This window comes from Nonomuraea sp. NPDC023979 (assembly GCF_040639085.1).
In the GTDB taxonomy this organism is placed as follows: domain Bacteria; phylum Actinomycetota; class Actinomycetes; order Streptosporangiales; family Streptosporangiaceae; genus Nonomuraea; species Nonomuraea ceibae.
The window spans coordinates 1-15785 of record NZ_JBEZZG010000039.1 but is presented as its reverse complement, the minus strand read 5'-3'; the positions used below and the strand labels follow the sequence as shown (position 1 = coordinate 15785).

Annotated in this window: 16 protein-coding genes; 3 read left to right on the top strand and 13 right to left on the bottom strand. The window is 73.5% G+C overall.

The annotated features are described in order from the left end of the window. Window positions 1-7: 7 nt before the first annotated feature. A complete protein-coding gene (locus AB0G11_RS41640; RefSeq protein WP_219510673.1) occupies window positions 8-2242 on the bottom strand; it encodes an excinuclease ABC subunit UvrA in 2235 nt (744 codons plus the stop codon). A gap of 61 nt (window positions 2243-2303) precedes the next feature. Here AB0G11_RS41640 and AB0G11_RS41635 point away from each other — a divergent pair, with 61 nt between their 5' ends. Then, entirely contained in the window at window positions 2304-3266 is a 963-nt protein-coding gene (locus tag AB0G11_RS41635) for a WYL domain-containing protein (RefSeq protein WP_219510674.1), read from the top strand. A gap of 4 nt (window positions 3267-3270) precedes the next feature. Here the strand turns inward: AB0G11_RS41635 and AB0G11_RS41630 are convergent, their stop codons facing one another. After that, window positions 3271-4011, bottom strand: a complete 741-nt coding sequence (locus AB0G11_RS41630; protein ID WP_308126034.1) for a CPBP family glutamic-type intramembrane protease — start codon at window positions 4009-4011, stop codon at window positions 3271-3273. Window positions 4012-4095: 84 nt separating this feature from the next. Between AB0G11_RS41630 and AB0G11_RS41625 the strand changes: the two genes are divergently transcribed. Continuing rightward, complete coding sequence (locus AB0G11_RS41625) at window positions 4096-4725, top strand: TetR/AcrR family transcriptional regulator (protein WP_308126035.1); 630 nt, start codon at window positions 4096-4098, stop codon at window positions 4723-4725. After that, the gene (locus AB0G11_RS41620) at window positions 4715-5386 is read left to right on the top strand and encodes a GNAT family N-acetyltransferase (protein WP_219510676.1); all 672 of its coding nucleotides are present in this window, start codon (window positions 4715-4717) and stop codon (window positions 5384-5386) included. Before AB0G11_RS41625 ends, AB0G11_RS41620 begins: the two co-directional genes overlap by 11 nt. 56 nt (window positions 5387-5442) lie before the next feature. Here the strand turns inward: AB0G11_RS41620 and AB0G11_RS41615 are convergent, their stop codons facing one another. From AB0G11_RS41615 to AB0G11_RS41565, 11 genes are all read right to left on the bottom strand, one after another. Continuing rightward, complete coding sequence (locus AB0G11_RS41615) at window positions 5443-5646, bottom strand: cold-shock protein (protein ID WP_219510677.1); 204 nt, start codon at window positions 5644-5646, stop codon at window positions 5443-5445. Between the two features lie 201 nt (window positions 5647-5847). After that, window positions 5848-6960 carry an ATP-binding protein gene (locus AB0G11_RS41610; protein WP_357592339.1) on the bottom strand — a complete coding sequence of 371 codons (1113 nt, stop codon included), beginning with the start codon at window positions 6958-6960 and terminating at the stop codon, window positions 5848-5850. Between the two features lie 47 nt (window positions 6961-7007). Continuing rightward, complete coding sequence (locus AB0G11_RS41605; protein WP_219510678.1) at window positions 7008-7661, bottom strand: response regulator transcription factor; 654 nt, start codon at window positions 7659-7661, stop codon at window positions 7008-7010. 42 nt (window positions 7662-7703) lie between these two features. Further along, window positions 7704-8000, bottom strand: a complete 297-nt coding sequence (locus tag AB0G11_RS41600) for a DUF3817 domain-containing protein (RefSeq protein ID WP_357592338.1) — start codon at window positions 7998-8000, stop codon at window positions 7704-7706. Between the two features lie 118 nt (window positions 8001-8118). After that, window positions 8119-9243: a site-2 protease family protein gene (locus AB0G11_RS41595; protein WP_357592337.1), complete on the bottom strand. Its 1125-nt coding sequence runs from the start codon at window positions 9241-9243 to the stop codon at window positions 8119-8121. Between the two features lie 57 nt (window positions 9244-9300). Further along, entirely contained in the window at window positions 9301-10926 is a 1626-nt protein-coding gene (locus AB0G11_RS41590; RefSeq protein ID WP_357592336.1) for a glycogen debranching protein, read from the bottom strand. Next, entirely contained in the window at window positions 10926-11747 is an 822-nt protein-coding gene (locus AB0G11_RS41585) for a carbohydrate ABC transporter permease (protein WP_357592334.1), read from the bottom strand. Before AB0G11_RS41585 ends, AB0G11_RS41590 begins: the two co-directional genes overlap by 1 nt. A gap of 10 nt (window positions 11748-11757) precedes the next feature. Continuing rightward, window positions 11758-12705: a sugar ABC transporter permease gene (locus tag AB0G11_RS41580; RefSeq protein ID WP_357592332.1), complete on the bottom strand. Its 948-nt coding sequence runs from the start codon at window positions 12703-12705 to the stop codon at window positions 11758-11760. 2 nt (window positions 12706-12707) lie between these two features. After that, window positions 12708-13988, bottom strand: coding sequence for a sugar ABC transporter substrate-binding protein (locus tag AB0G11_RS41575; RefSeq protein ID WP_357592330.1), 1281 nt, complete (start codon window positions 13986-13988; stop codon window positions 12708-12710). Window positions 13989-14034: 46 nt separating this feature from the next. Beyond that, entirely contained in the window at window positions 14035-14790 is a 756-nt protein-coding gene (locus AB0G11_RS41570; RefSeq protein WP_219510690.1) for an SDR family NAD(P)-dependent oxidoreductase, read from the bottom strand. After that, the coding region (locus AB0G11_RS41565) for an NAD(+)/NADH kinase (RefSeq protein WP_357592328.1) at window positions 14787-15785 on the bottom strand (999 nt) is incomplete at its 5' end. The genes AB0G11_RS41565 and AB0G11_RS41570, both read right to left, overlap by 4 nt.

Below are 15785 nucleotides of genomic sequence, written 5' to 3'. Positions count from 1 at the left end.
GGCGCGATCATCCGGCGAGGGCGCGGCCGGTGGGGGTCGAGCGGTCGGTGCAGCCGGCGACGGGGCCCTCGTACAGCACGCTCCCGCCGTGCCGGCCCGGCCCCGGCCCGAGGTCCACGAGCCAGTCGGCCTGCCGGACGACGTCCAGGTTGTGCTCGATGACGACCACGGTGTGCCCCTGCGCGACGAGGTCGCCGAGGACGCGCAGGAGCGTGCCGACGTCGCTCGGGTGCAGGCCGGTCGTCGGCTCGTCGAGCACGTACACGGTGGGCCGCGCCGACTCCCGGAGCTCCTTGGCGATCTTGACGCGCTGGCACTCCCCGCCTGACAGCGTGCTCAGCGACTGCCCCAGGCGCAGGTAGCCGAGGCCGACGGCGGAGAGCTGGCGCAGCGCGTCCGCGATGGCCCGGTCGGGCAGCCGGTCGACGGCCTCGGCGATGGTGAGGTCGTCGACGTCGGCGATCGACAGCCCGTCCACGGTGTGGGCCAGGACCTCCGGGGTGAACCGGCGGCCCTCGCAGGTCTCGCACCGGACCTCCTGGCCGTCCATGAACGCCAGGTCGGTGTAGATCACGCCGAGCCCCTTGCACGCCGGGCAGGCGCCCTCGGAGTTGGCGCTGAACAGCGCGGCCGGGACGCCGTTGCGCCGGGCGAACAGCCTGCGGATCGCCGGGGCGATCCCGGTGTAGGTGATCGGGGTCGAGCGGCGGTTCGCGCTGACCGGCCGCTGGTCGATCACCGTGGCGTCGTGCTGGGCGACCAGCTCGTGGGCCAGGCTGGACTTGCCGGACCCGGCGACCCCGGTGAACACGGTCAGCACGCCTGTGGGGATCCGTACGGTGAGGTCGCGCAGGTTGTTGCGGGAGGCGCCCGCCACCGTGAGGTGGCCTGTCGCCTGCCGCGGGGCGGTGTTGACCGGCAGCCGCCGGGCCAGGGCGCGGCCGGTGGGCGTGTCCGCCTCCCGCAGCCGGTCGAACGGCCCCTGGAAGACGAGCCGCCCGCCGCCCGCGCCGGCGCCGGGCCCGATCTCGACGACCTGGTCGGCGTGCGCCATGACGGCGGGGTCGTGCTCGACGACGAGCACGGTGTTGCCCGTGTCGCGCAGCCGCTCCAGCAGCTCGATCATGGACTCCACGTCGGTCGGGTGCAGGCCCACGGTCGGCTCGTCGACCACGTACGTCATCTCGGCGAGGCTGGAGCCCAGGTGCTTGACCATCTTGATCCGCTGCGACTCGCCGCCGGACAGCGTCGTGGTCGCCCGGCCGAGCGTGAGGTAGCCGAGCCCGATCGTGACCATCGCCTCCAGCCGTTCCACCAGGGCGGCGACGACGGGCGCGACGCCGGGGGAGTCGATGGTGCGGACCAGGGCGGCGAGCTCGGTGATCTCCATGCGGGACAGCTCGCCGATCGTGCGGCCGAGCACGGTGGCCGTCCTGGCGGCCTTGGCGAGCCGGTCGCCGCCGCACTCGGGGCAGGTCCCGGCGCGGGTGAAGCGCCGGATGGCCTCCTGCTTGCGCTCGGACAGGTTGTCGGAGGTGTGCAGGTAGATGCGTTCGAACCGCTCGACGACGCCCTCGTAGTCCCGGGGCGGCCTGCTGCCGAGCGAGGCCGCGGCCTCGCCGCCGTACAGCAGCGCCTCGCGTTCGGCCGGGGTCCAGTCGCGGAGCGGGGTGTGGGCGTCGAAGGCGCCGATGTCGGCGTACCGGGAGTACCAGTAGCCGCCGTTGCCGAAGCCGGGCAGCAGGATCGCGCCCTCGGCCAGGGACTTGTCCAGGTCGAGGAAGCGGTCGACCGCGCTGACCACCACCTCGCCGAGCCCGGAGCAGGTGGGGCACATGCCGGCGGGCTCGTTGAAGGAGAACCGGTTCGACTCGCCCACGTACGGGCTGCTGAGGCGGGAGAACAGAAGCCGCAGGTACGTCCACGCGTCCGTGATCGTGCCGACCGTCGAGCGGGCGTTGCCGCCGATGCGCCGCTGGTCGATGACGACCACGGGGGTCAGGCCGCCGATGTGCTCGACGTCGGGGCGCGTCCACTTCGGCAGCCGGTTGCGGGCGAACGGCGGGAACGTCTCGTTGAGCTGGTGGCCCGCCTCGGCGGCGATCGTGTCGAACACCAGCGACGACTTGCCCGAGCCGGACACGCCCGCGAACACGACCAGCCGGTTGCGCGGGATGTCGACGTCCAGACCGGCCAGGTTGTTCGTCCGGGCTCCACGAAGGGTGATGGTGCGCGCTGTCATGCCGTCACGCTACGAGCAGATGTGGCCGGATTCTGACCGCGTCCGATGGCAGGATCGAGGCATGGCGGACGTCACCGAGCGCATGCTGGCCCTGCTGTCGACGCTGCAGACCGGGCGGCCGTTCGGCGGGGAGGAGCTGGCCCGGCGGCTCGGCGTCAGCCCGCGCACGCTGCGCCGCGACGTCGACCGGCTGCGCGGCTACGGCTACCCCGTCGAGACCCAGCCAGGGCCCGGCGGCTACTACCGGCTCGCGGCCGGGCGCACGATGCCGCCGCTCGTCCTCGACGACGACGAGGCGGTGGCCACGCTGCTGGCGCTCGCCTCGCTCGCCGCCGTCGGGGCGGCGGCCGAGGGCGGGATCGACGACGCCGCGACCCGCGCGTACGGCAAGCTGGACCAGTTCCTGCCCGCCCGGCTGCGCCCGCGCGTCGCGGCGGTGCGGGCCAGCCTGGAGACGAGCCCGCAACGCGCGCCGAGCGTGCCCGCCCAGCAGCTCGCGCTGGTCGCCGACGCGATCGCGCGCCGCGAGGTCCTGTCGTTCGCCTACACGGACGCGCGCGGCGGCCGGAGCGAGCGGCGGGTGGAGCCGTACCGGCAGATCCACCACCTGCTGCGCTGGTACGTGCTCGGCTGGGATCTCGGGCGCGGCGACTGGCGGGTGTTCCGCCTCGACCGGGTCACCGGCGCGACCGGCACCGGCGACCGCTACGAGCCGCGCCCGCTGCCCGCCGAGTCGGCCACCGACTACCTGCGGCAGGGGATCAACCGGGACAAGCAGGACGTCAGCGTCCTGGTGGACGCCCCGGCCGCCGCGGTGCTCGACGCGCTGAAGTTCCAGGACGCCGAGGTCCGCGCGCTGGACGACGGGCGGACCGGCGTCAGCCTCGCGCTGGACTCCTGGCAGTGGCTGATCCTCAACCTCGCCTTCCTGGACGCCGACTTCCGGATCACCGCGGGCCCGGAGTTCACCGCGGGCTGCCGTGCCTTCGCCGCTCGGCTCCTGGCCGCGACCGAGCCGGACTGACCGATCACACCAGCCCGGCGGCCAGCAGGAAGATCGCGATCCCGTGGGCGAGCGCGGCGGTGGTGACCCCGTGGCGCACGCGCAGGAACGCGCAGATCAGCCCTTCGTACAGGGTGAAGGCCAGCAGCGGCCAGCCGGCGTCGGTGACCGTCGAGGCGAGGAAGGCGTGGCAGGCGGCGAACAGCAGCGCCGACAGCAGGGCGGCGCGGGTGGCGTCCAGGCGCTGTTCGAGCCGTCCCTGGAGGAAGCCGCGGAACAGCACCTCCTCGGCGAGGTTGCCCGACAGGCTGAACAGCAGCAGCACTGGCAGCAGCGCGACCGCGACCGCGCCGCCGCGCCCGTCCAGGGGTGTGGTCAGCGACAGCAGCAGCACCGGCGCGGCGGCCAGCGCGCCGCCGCCCGCGCCCCACACGACCGTGCCGGGGCCGAAGCGCCCCCAGCGCACCAGCGACCGCAGCCCGGCGTCCAGCCGCAGCACCGCGACCGTCGCCGCCACCGTGCCCAGCCCGAACACCACCAGGACGCCCGCCTGGTCGGTGAAGCGCAGCCACGGGACCGCCCCCGCCGTGCCGATCCGCCAGAACCCGAGCGGGGTCATCGCGTCCCTGATCAGGATGAAGGCGAGCACGAGCGCCATGACGCGCGCGAGCGGGTCGCGCTCACCGCGCGCCAGCGCGTAACAGCCGCCGATCAGGAGCAGGCCGGGCAGCACCCGGGCGCCGTAGGCGAGGAGTTCGGGCAGCACAGAGGGCTCCGTTCACGAGGGGAGAGCGAAACGCCTTCAATAATGCGAGCTATTCTCAGTTTTCGGTACTCGCATTGGAGGGTCGTGCTCACACCCCGTAAACAGCCACGCCAGCAGCGCTCCAGGCAGACGGTCGCGGCGATCCTGGAGGCGGCGGCTCAGCTTTTCCAGAGGCACGGCTACGCCGGCGCCACCACGAACAAGATCGCCGAACGCGCCGGGGTGTCCATCGGGTCGCTGTACCAGTACTTCCCGAACAAGGACGCGCTGCTGGTGGCGCTGGCCGAGCACTACCTCGCCGAGAGCGCCGACCGGGTCGCGCAGGTCTTCGCCGGCGCGGCCGGGCGGCGGCCGTCCCTGTCGGCCCTGCTCACCGACCTGGTGGAGGGCGTGGCCGCGCTGCACACCGACCGGCCGGATTTGCACCGGCTGCTGTACGACCACGTCCCCCGCACCCCCGGCCTGGTCGCCCGCTTCCGGGACGCCGAGCGCCGGATCGCCCGCGCGCTGGCGGCCGAGCTGCGCCGCCTCGGAGCCGGTGGCCCCGATCCCGAGCTGAACGCGCTGCTGGCCGTCCAGGGCATCGAGGCCCAGTTGCACGGCGCGCTGCTCGACCCGCCGGACGGCCCCGGCCACGTCAGGGCGGTGGTGATGCTGTGGGAGCGTGCGCTCTCGGTACCCCCGGAGGGTATAGGATCTGGGCATGACTCCTGAGCGAAGGCTGCACGAGCATCTGACCCGGTGGCTCGGAGCCTGGCCGCCCGGCGGGCCGCTGGACGTCGTCGCCCATCCCGGGCGCGCGCTGCCCGCGTGGGACGGCGCGATCCATCCCGTGCTCGGGGTCGGCGGTCCCGGCGGGGGCGTGCTCTCGGTGCTGCCCGAGCACGCCGAGGAGGTCGCGAAGCTGCACGCCGACGACCCCGGCGGCTTCGGGCCGCGGGTCCCCGCGCTGCTCGGGCCGCCCGCCCGCGCCTGGTTCACCGCCGTCTACCGCTGGACGGCCCGGCCCGCGCCGCTGCCCGACGCCGGGGTGTGGGTGCCCGCCACCGATCCGGAGGTGCCCGAGTGGCTGCGGCCCTTCGGCGGCGAGGTGCTGGTGGCGCGCGACCCGCGCACGGGCGCGCACCTGGCCGGCGTGGGCGTCAAACGGCACGACCACCACGGGCGCGAGCTGGCCGTGGTGACCGAGCCCCGGGCGCAGGGGCGCGGGCTCGCCCGGCGGCTCGTCGCCCAGGCGGCGCGCCGGGTGCTCGACGAGGGGGCCGTGCCCACGTACATGCACGCGCCCGGCAACCTGGCCTCCGCGGCGGTCGCCGCCGCGGCCGGGTTCCCCGACCTGGGCTGGACGGCCTTCGGCGTCAGCGCCGCCCGGTAGAGACGGCGACAGCCCCCCGTCCCGGAGGACGAGGGGCTGTCTTCACGCTCTGCGGATCAGAGAACGGTCACGCCGACGGCCTGGGGGCCCTTGGCGCCCTGGTTGATGTCGAACTCGACGCGCTGGTTCTCCTCCAGGCTGCGGAAGCCGCCCGACTGGATCTCGGAGAAGTGGACGAACACGTCCGCGCCGCCGCCGTCGACGGCGATGAAGCCGAAGCCCTTGTCAGCGTTGAACCACTTCACAGTGCCCTGTGCCATTGCGATGTCTCCTCGTCAGAGATGGGTGACCCGCGGGATCGCGGATCGCCGGCCGGGGTTGTCTTTGCTGCGACCGCACCATCTCTCAAGAAGAAACAGCCGCCCGCCCGAAGGCGTGCGGGGCAAACCACATACACGGAACTGACCCGGCTGTTCTGTACAACGGCGGCGGCTCGCCGGTCATTCCCGGACCGCGTCCGATCAGGTGGACGGGGGGAGGGCCACGGTGACGCGGAGGCCGCCGTCCGGGTTCGGGACGGCCTCCACGCGCCCGCCGTGGGCGGCGGTGATGGCGGCGACGATCGACAGCCCGAGCCCCGCGCCGCCCGCCGAGCCGGTCCGGTCCGGGTCGAGCCTGCGGAACGGCTCGAACAGCTCGCCGGCCCTGCCCGGCGGGACGAGCGGGCCGGTGTTGCCGACGACCAGCCCGGCGGCCGGGGACAGCTCGACCAGGACGCGCCCGCCCCGATGGTTGTGCCGGACGGCGTTCTCCACCAGGTTGGCCACCAGCCGGGTGAGCATCACCTCGTCGCCCGCCACGACGACCGGGCCACCGGTGACGGAGACGGCGACCGTGACGTCCTTGTCCCGCGCCGCCGGCGACTGCTCCGCGACGACCTGCTCGACCACGGCCGCCAGGTCCACCGGCGCGGGCGCGTCGAGGCCGCGCTCGCCCTGGGCCAGCACGAGCAGGCCGTCGATGAGCCGCTCGGACCGCTCGGTGTTGCGCAGCAGCTCGGCCCGGATCCAGGCCAGCCGTTCCGGCGAGGGGTCGGCCAGGCCGACCTCGACGGCGGTGCGCTGGATGGCGAGCGGCGTGCGCAGCTCGTGCGAGGCGTTGGCGACGAACCGGCGCTGACCGGCCACCGCGCGCTCCAGCCGGTCGAGCATGGCGTCGAAGGTGTCGGCCAGCTCCTTGAGCTCGTCCTGCGGCCCGGTCAGCGCGATGCGCTCGTGCAGCGTCGACAGCGACAGCCTGCGGGCGGTGGCGGTGATGCGGTGCAGCGGGCGCAGCAGCCGCCCGGTGAGCCACCAGCACACCGCGAACGCCAGCACCGCGATCGCCACGAACGTGACGAGCGTGATGACCCGCTGGGAGTCCACCAGCTCCTGTTCGAGCTCGTCCGCCCGGACGAACGTCTCCACCCCGGGCGGGAGCAGGCAGGGGGCGCCCGGCTCGCACGGCCCTTCGGCCTTCCGCCGGACCGCCACGTCCTGGAGGTTCCTGCCGACGGCGTCCCCCTGGAGCCGCTGCGCCACCACCAGCGCCCCCAGCGTGATGACCGTGAAGATCCCGCCGTACAGCAGCGTCATCCGGGCCCGCACCGAGAGGCGGCCTAGCGGCCGGATCCGCCGCGGTCTCACAAGCGGTACCCGGCGCCCGGCACGGTGACGATGACCGGTGGCAGGCCCAGCTTGGCGCGCAGCTTGCTCACCGTCACCTTCACGACCGTGGTGAACGGGTCCGTCTGCTCGTCCCAGGCGCGTTCCAGCAGCTCCTCGGCGCTGACGGCGGTGCCGCGCGCCCGCATCAGCACCTCCAGCACCCCGTACTCCTTGCGCGACAGCGCCAGCGGGCGGCCGTCGCGGAACGCCTCGCGGGCGCCGGTGTCCAGGGTGATGCCGGCGTGCTCCAGCACCGGCGGCAGCGGCGGCCCGGACCGCCGGGCGAGCGCGCCGACCCGGGCCGCCAGCTCGTCGAAGGCGAACGGCTTGGGCAGGTAGTCGTCGGCGCCCAGGTTCAGGCCGGCGACGCGGTCGTGCACCGTGCCCGAGGCGGTCAGCATCAGGATGCGCACCGGGTCGCCGCGCTGGGCCAGCTCCTGGCAGATGTCGTCACCGTGCCGCCGGGGCAGGTCGCGGTCCAGGACCAGCACGTCGTAGGCGCCGGCCGCGAGCCGCTCCAGCGCGTCCGCGCCGTCGTAGGCGACGTCGACCGTCATCGCCCGGCCGCGCAGCCCCTCGGCCACGAGATCCGCCAGGACCCGCTCGTCCTCGGCCACCAGAATTCGCATGGTGGCATTCCCGCAGATCGGGGGTAAGAGCGCGGTTAACGCTCAGGCGAGCTGGCGGGCCTCCGTGCGCGCCGCCATCCGCCGCTCGAACCAGATCGAGGTGAACGGGGGCACCGCGCACGCCAGGCCGAGCACGACCGTGCCCCGGCTCCAGCCCGCCTCCCGCGCCGACAGGATCACGCCGAGCCCGTACAGCACGAACAGCGCGCCGTGGATCGGCCCGAACACCTTCACGCCGAGCTCGCCGGTCTCGGTCACGTACTTGAAGAACATCCCGACGAGCAGCCCGGCCCACGAGCACGCCTCGGCCACCGCCACGATCCGGAACCAGCGCAGCACGCCCCCACCACTTTCATCCGATTTTCGCGCTCACTCTACAGCCTGTAGAGGACGGCGGGCGCAGTCACTCCGCCGCGGGGACCTCGCCGTACGGGGGCGTCACCGCCCGGGAGCGCCGTCAGGGCCCGGGACGAAGGCCGGCGGTCTGGATGGCGCGGCTGATGTCGGTCGGCGTGAGCAGGCCGATCAGCCGGCCCGACGGGTCCAGCACCACGGCCCGCCCGTCGGCGCAGCCGTCCATCCGCGACAGCAGGCCGGTCAGCGGCTCGTCCGGGCGGGCGCTCGGCACGTCCCCGGCGGGACAGGCGATGTCGCTCAGCCGGGTCGTCTCCCGCGCGGCGGGCGGCACGTCCCGGATGCGGTTGAGCGTCACCAGGCCGAGGAAGGCGCCGCGCTCGTCGGTGAGCGGGTACGTGGACAGGCGGCTCGTCATGACCAGGCGCTCGATCAGCCCCGCGACGGTCTCGTCAGGACGGGCGACCACGGGCGGCCCGGTCATCACGTCGCCGACGCGGACGCCGCCCAGCGCCGAGGACACCTGGGTCTGCCGCTCCTCCGCGCCGGCGGCGTTGACCAGGAACAGGCCGATCAGCGCCAGCCACAGCCCCTGGAAGCCGAGGCCGGTGACGACCTGGAAGAGCCCGAGCGCGACGAGCGCGTACCCGAACACCCGGCCCGCGCGGGCGGCGGTGACCGCGGCGCGCGTCCGGTCGCCCGAGCGCGCCCACAGCGCGGCGCGCAGCACCCGGCCGCCGTCCAGCGGCGCGGCCGGGATCAGGTTGAACACGGCCAGGAGGACGTTCAGCCCGGCCAGGTAGAGGAAGACGCCCGCCGCCAGGGGCGCGCCGGACAGCAGCATCGCCACCGCGCCGCACACGATCCCGCAGGCCAGGCTGGTCAGCGGCCCCACCACGGCGATCTTCAGGTCGGCGCCCGGAGTGCGGGGCTCGCCGCGCAGCTCGGCCACGCCGCCGAGCAGCCACAGCGTGATCCTCGGCACCTCGATGCCGTGACGCTGGGCCACCAGCGCGTGCGCGAGCTCGTGCGCCAGCAGCGACGCCAGGAACAGCACCGCCGCCGCCAGCGCCGCCAGCAGGTAGAGCGCCGTGGCTCGGCCCGGGAACAGCGCGGGGAAGCTCCCGAAGGCCAGGCCCACGACCAGGATCGCGACGATGAACAGCACGCTGACGTTCAGCCCGACGGCGACGCCGCCGATGCGGCCCAGCGAGATCGACGAGCGCATCCGGCCTCCCAGGTCCTCACCCGTCCGGTACCCCGGTGGACGGGCGGAAACCTCAGGTCAGCCGGTGTGCGCGAGATCCAGGAACAGGGCGGCCGACCAGCCGAAGCCGCTCGTCGCCCGGCCCGCGCGGCGGCCGGTGCGCGGGTTCCAGTACTCGTACAGCCCGCCGCCGTCGCGCACCATCGCCAGCGTCCGCTCCCGCAGCTCGGCGGCCGTGTCCGGGTAGCCGGAGCGGCGCAGCCCCTCGACGAGCAGGTAGTTGACGTTCAGCCACACCGGGCCGCGCCACATCGCGTCCGGGTCGAACCGCGGGTCGTCGAACGCCACGGTCGGCACCGGCCGCTCGCCCCAGAACGACGGCGACGTCAGGTCCGCCACCAGCCGGTCCGCGACCTGCCGGGGGAGCCTGCCGGTGAGCAGCGGCATGAACTCCAGCGGCGTGCGCACGTCCACCTCGCCCCCGCCCACCCGGGTGACGAAGCGGCGGCCGTTCCACCGGCGCGCGACCATGCGGTCCACCAGCGCCTGCGCCCTCTCCCGCCACGGGCCCGGGTCACGGCCCAGCACGGCGGTGATGTCGCCGAGCCGGTCGTACTGGAGCGCCAGGTAGGAGTTCAGGTCCGGCGGCTCGGCGCGCGGGCCGTGGTCCCAGATCGGGCTGTCGTCGAGGCCGGAGGAGTACGGGTGCAGGTACTCGGCCAGGCCGTCGCCGTCGGGGTCCGAACGGGTGAACCACCACTCCTGGGAGCGGGCGAGCGGCTCGAACACCTCTGCCAGGAAGGCGGGGTCGGGGTCGGCCTCGTGGATCTTCCACACGGCCCAGGCGGTGAGCGGCGGCTTGGTGACCGGGACGACCGTGGGGTCCGGCGGGCCGCCGACGTGCTGGGCGAGCCTGGCCAGGTCGGAGCGGGGCAGGTCGGTGGTCTCGGCCAGCACGCCGTGGTCGTGCACCACGTCGGGGATCAGGCCGTCGGGGCGCTGGTTGTCGAGCAGGATGCGGATCTGCTCCCTGGCCAGGGCGGGGTCGGCGTGGCGGAGGGCGATGGCGTGGAAGTACGCATCCCAGTTCCATAAGCCGACATATCCGTACTTGGAGGGGATGAGGGATTCCCGGCCCCGGATCGGCACCAGGTTCACCGCCAGCGTCCACCACGCCTGCTCGGCCCGTTCCCTCAGGCCGGGCGGCACGGCGGGCATCCGGTCGAACCACGCCCGCCACCGCGCCCCGGCCGCCGCCACCACCGCCCCGCCATCCAACCCCGGCCCTCCGGGCGAGGAACCGCCCGGGGTGGGGCCTCCGGTGGAAGGGCCGCACACACTGGGGCCGTCCGGGGTGGAACCGTCCGGGGTGTGGCCGTCCGGGGTGGTGAGGGGGAGGACTCCGTCGATGGGGGCCTCGCCGCCGTCCCACACGGCGCGGGCGTCGCGGCCGGTGAGGACGAGCGTGTCCGGCCCGGCGAACGCCATCGTCACCCCGCCCGCGAACTCCACCCGGTCCGGCAGCGCACGCCGTACCGGAAGCTCCCGATCGCCCGACAGGACCCGCAGCCCCGTCAGGACGGTCGCGTCGGCGAGCCGCGTCTCGTACAGCGCCCTGGCGATCCACAGGGAGCCGTCGTCGGCCGCCATCACGAGCAGCCGGGAGCCCCGGTCGGTGAACGGGCGCTCGCGCAGATCCAGCATCAGCGGCCTCCCAGCCCGGACGCGGCCATTGAGTTGATGATCCTGCGCTGCCCGAACAGGAAGGCGATCAGCGTGGGCACCACCGCGATCGCGGAGGCGGCCAGGATCAGCCCGTAGTCCACGGCCATGCGCTGGCCGGAGAACTGGCTCAGCAGCAGCGGCACCGTGGCCAGCTCGGGGGAGTTCAGGAAGATCAGGGGGAAGAAGAACGAGTTCCAGGATGCCAGGAAGGCGATGATGCCGAGGGCGCCCAGGCCGGGCCGGATGTTCGGCAGCACCACGTTCCAGAAGCACCGCCAGCGCCCGGCGCCGTCGATCCTGGCGGCCTCCTCCAGCTCCACCGGGACGGCCCGGATGAACTGGCGCAGCAGGAAGACCGCGAACGGGTTCGCGACGGTGGGCACGATGAGCGACAGGTGGGAGTCGATCCACCCCAGCTCGGCCAGCATCAGGTAGAGCGGCACGACCGTCACCTGCGAGGGCACCATCTGGGTGGCCAGGAACACCACGAACAGCACCTCGGACCCGCGGAAGCGGATCCGGGCGAAGGCGTAGGCGGCCATGGCGGAGGTGAGCAGCGTCAGCGTGACGTTGATCGCGGCGATGTAGAAGCTGTTCCAGTACGCGAGGCCGAACGGCATGGCGCCGAGCGCGTCGGGATAGTTGGCCCAGCGCCACGGGTCGGGCAGCCAGGCCAGCGGGTCGTTCAGCATCTGGCGGACGCCCTTGAACGACGTCAGCAGCATCCAGACGAACGGGAACAGCATCGCCAGGCCGCCGACGGCGAGCGCGGCGTGCAGGGCTATCTGCCGGGGTCGCATGCGGGCCCCCTCACGAGTCGTAGTGGACGAGGCGCTTCTGCGCCGCGAACTGGACGAGGGTCACGAGCAGCGTCAGCACCAGCAGGATCAGCGCGGCGGCACTGCTCAGCCCGAACTGGAAGTCGCGGAAGCCCAGCTCGTACACCTGGTAGACGATGGTCCGCGCGCCGTCGTTGTCCTGGGGGTTGACCAGCACGTAGATCTGGTCGAACGCCTGGAACGAGCTGATGACGGCGACCACGGTGGAGAAGAAGATCGTCGGCGAGAGCAGCGGCAGCGTGACGGAGCGGAAGATCCGCACGGGGCCGGCGCCGTCCATGCGGGCGGCCTCGACGATCTGCGGCGGGATCGTCTGCAGTCCGGCCAGGAAGATCACCACGTTGAGGCCGAGCGACGACCAGATCGTCACCGCCGCGATGGCGACGATCACCCAGTCCGGATCGCCCAGCCAGTCGGGGGCGGTGATGCCGAACCACTGCTCCAGGCTCGTGTTGAGCACGCCGAACTCGTCGCCCGCGAGGATGATCTGCCACATCAGCGCGACGGCGACCGAGCTGGTGACCACCGGCAGGAAGTACAGCACCCGGTAGAAGCCGCTGCCCCGGACGTTGTTGAGCGCGACGGCGATCAGCAGTGCCAGGCCGAGCCCGGCGGGCACGGTGAGCAGCGCGAGCTTGACGGTGTTCCACACCGCGCGGCCGAACTGCGGGTCGGTGAGCACGGCGGCGAAGTTGGCCAGGCCCGCCCACTCCTTCTGCCCGAGCCCGTCCCAGTGCATGAACGCCAGCACCACGGCGAAGCACAGCGGCCCGACCAGGAACACGACCAGCGCGCTGACCTGCGGCGCCAGGAAGAACGCGGCCCACCAGCCGTCACGGTGGCGCACCCGGCCGGCGCGAGCCCCAGGACGGGCGCTCCCGGGGCGGGGCCCGGTCCGGGCCCCGGTGTCGAGCGCCACGGCTAGCCCAGCTTGCTCTCGACGAGCGAGCCCAGCTCGGTCATGCCCTGGTCGAAGGGCACCTTGCCGGTCCACACCTTCATCAGGTGCTCGTTGATCGCGGCGGTGAGACCGGGCACGGCCACCTCCTCGGGGTAGTTCGCGAACCCGGTGTCACGCACGTCGAGGAACGTCTGCGCGTGCGCCGGGTAGCCGTCGGCCAGCACGATCTGCTCGGCGCCCTTGATCGACGGCACCGCGCCGCCGCTCTTGAGCCGGATGAGCTGGCCCTCCTTGCTGACGAACTCCGTCAGGAACGTGAACGCCTCCTCCGGCAGCTTCGTCTCCTTGTTGATCGACAGGTAGGAGGCGGCGACGGCGCCCGGCATCGGCTTTCCGTCGGGCGAGGGGAACGGCACGATGTCGTAGTCGGCCAGCTCGCCGCCCTTCTTCAGCGAGTCGATCATCCACCGGCCGCCGGCGTAGAAGCCCACCTTGTGCTTGAGGAACTGCGTGCTCGCGCCGTTGCTGGCGGGCAGCAGGTCGGCGCTGAGGAACGTCTTGTCCTGGTAGCCCTTGGCCAGCGTGCGCAGCGCCTCCACGGACTTGGCGTCGGTGGCGGCGACGAACTTGCCGCCGTCCCACACCTTCCCGCCGAAGCCGTTGATCATCGAGTACGTGGAGCCGTACCAGTTCCAGAAGATGGACCCGGCCTTCCCCGCGGCCTTGAGCTTGGCGTTCATGGCCAGGTACGCGTCCATCGTCCACTGTCCGGCCTCGTGCAGGGCGGCGGGGTCCTCGGCGATGCCGGCGTCCTTGAGCGCCTTCTTGTCGTACCAGAGCACCTCGGGGTTGGTGTCGTTGGGGACGCCGTAGATCTGGCCGTCCTTCTTCGCGCCGCCGTACACGCCTTCGAAGAAGTCGTCCGGGCGGCTCTTGGAGGAGGGCCCGGCGAGCTTGTCGTTGAGCGGGGAGAGCACGCCCGCGGCGACGAACTTGCCGACGTTGTCGTCGCCGACGAAGAACACGTCGGGCGCGGTCTTGCTGGTGAGCTGGGTGAGCAGCTTGGGGTGGTAGTCCTCGTACTTGGCGACCGACTCCAGCTTGAGCCGGATGTTCGGGTGGCGCTTCTGGAAGTCCTGGGTGAACGCCTCGTACAGCTTCAGGTCCTCGGCCGATCCCCAGGTGGACCAGCGGACGGTGACAGGGCCGTCGCCGGTGCCGGGGACGTTCCCGCCGCCGCTGCCGCTGCACGCGGTGGTCGCGAGGGCGAGCACGCCCAGGATTGCGAGGGCACGCCTCATGGTGGACTCCTTCGGGGGGGGTTGTGCGTGGGGGGTGTGGGGGAGGTCAGGCGAGCCCGCCGCCGTCGACGACGAGGGCGGACCCGGTGACGTAGCTGGCGGCGTCGCTCGCCAGGAAGAGCACGGCCTGGGCGATCTCGTCGGGGCTGCCGGCGCGGCCCATCGGCCGGTCGGCGGCGTCGGCGTGGAAGGCCGTCCAGTCCTCGCCGAGCTGGCGCGCCTCGTCGCGCAGCATCGGCGTGTCGGTGTCGCCCGGGTTGACGGAGTTGACGCGGATGCCGGCCGCGGCGTGGTCGATGGCCAGGGCGCGGGTCATGTTGACCACGGCGGCCTTGGAGGCGCAGTAGGAGATGGCGTTGCCGCCGCCCTTGAGCCCCCACCCGGAGCCGGTGTTCACGATGGAGCCGCCGCCGGTCATCGCCGGGACGGCGTGCTTGCACATGAGGAAGACGGACCTGACGTTGACCGCCATGACCCGGTCCCACTCCTCCACGTCGAGGTCGAGCGCCGTGGTGCGGCGGATGATCCCGGCGTTGTTGAACAGCACGTGCAGGGCACCGAACGTGTCGACGGCCGTGCGGACGACCTCGCGGCAGTCGTCCGAGGCCGACACGTCGGCGCGCACCGCCACGGCGGCGCCGCCCGCCTCCTCGATCGCCGCCGCCGTCGCCTGCGCGCCGGGGCCGTCGATGTCGGCCACCACCACGCGGGCGCCCTCGCGGGCGAACAGCAGGGCCGTGGCGCGGCCGATGCCGGACGCGCCGCCCGTGACGATCGCGACCTTGCCGTCGAGCGTGTTCATCCGTCGTACTCCTCACTTGCCGCGCTGAGGCGGTAGATCGTGCTCTCGCGGTGCCCGGTGATCACCCGGACGTGCCCGCTCAGTGTTCTGTCGAGGTCCTCGTCGCCGCTGTCGGCGAGCAGGGGGCGGCCGTTCAGCGCGGCGAGCTTGGGCTGGGTGGCCAGGACGAGCAGCGTGGCCCCGGAGGCCCTGAGCACCCGGGGCGAGATCTGCTGGTTGCCCCGGCCCAGGACGAATCCCTGCCCGCCGATCACCGACAGCACCACCACCGTCTTCCCCCGGCTGACCAGGCCGAACAGCTCGGCCTCCGGCACGTCGGCGGCGATCAGCCGGCCGTCGCCGACCACGTCCACGCCGAGCAGCGTCGTGGCCAGCCCCAGCTCGTCGCCGACCGCCCGGGTGGTGGCGCCGGGGCCGAGGACGTACCGGACGCCGGGTCGCATCCGGGACACGACCTCGCGGGCGATCGCGCCGACCGTGGCCGGGGGAGTGCCGGAGGAGCCGGTCTTGCGGCCGGAGAAGGCGGTGCGGGCCCGCGGGACGCGGACGGTCCCGTACAGGCGGGGGCCGACCAGGCCGCGCCGGTAGCCGTCCTCGTCCAGGTCGACGACCTCGGCCTCGGCGGTGGGGCCGGGCCGGAACCCGGCCGCCACCAGGCCCGCCGTGGCGGGGCTGACGGCGAAGCATCCCGAGTAGACCTTGACCCCGGCGGGCACGCCGAGCACGGGCGGCGCCTGGTCGCCCAGCTCGCGCAGCGCGTCCAGCACGTCCCTGGCGGTGCCGTCGCCGCCCGCGAACAGCAGCAGGTCCACCCCGGCCAGCGCCGCCACGGCCCGCCGCGTGTCCTCCGCCGTGGTCACGGCCAGGGCGTCCGCGCCGCCGGGCCGGACGAGGGCGCAGGCGCCGCCGGCGGCGCGGACGGCGTGCTCGCCCATCGGGCCCGGCACGGTGACCAGGCGGGCCCCCGGGCGGCGGGCCAGCAGGGCGCGCACGGC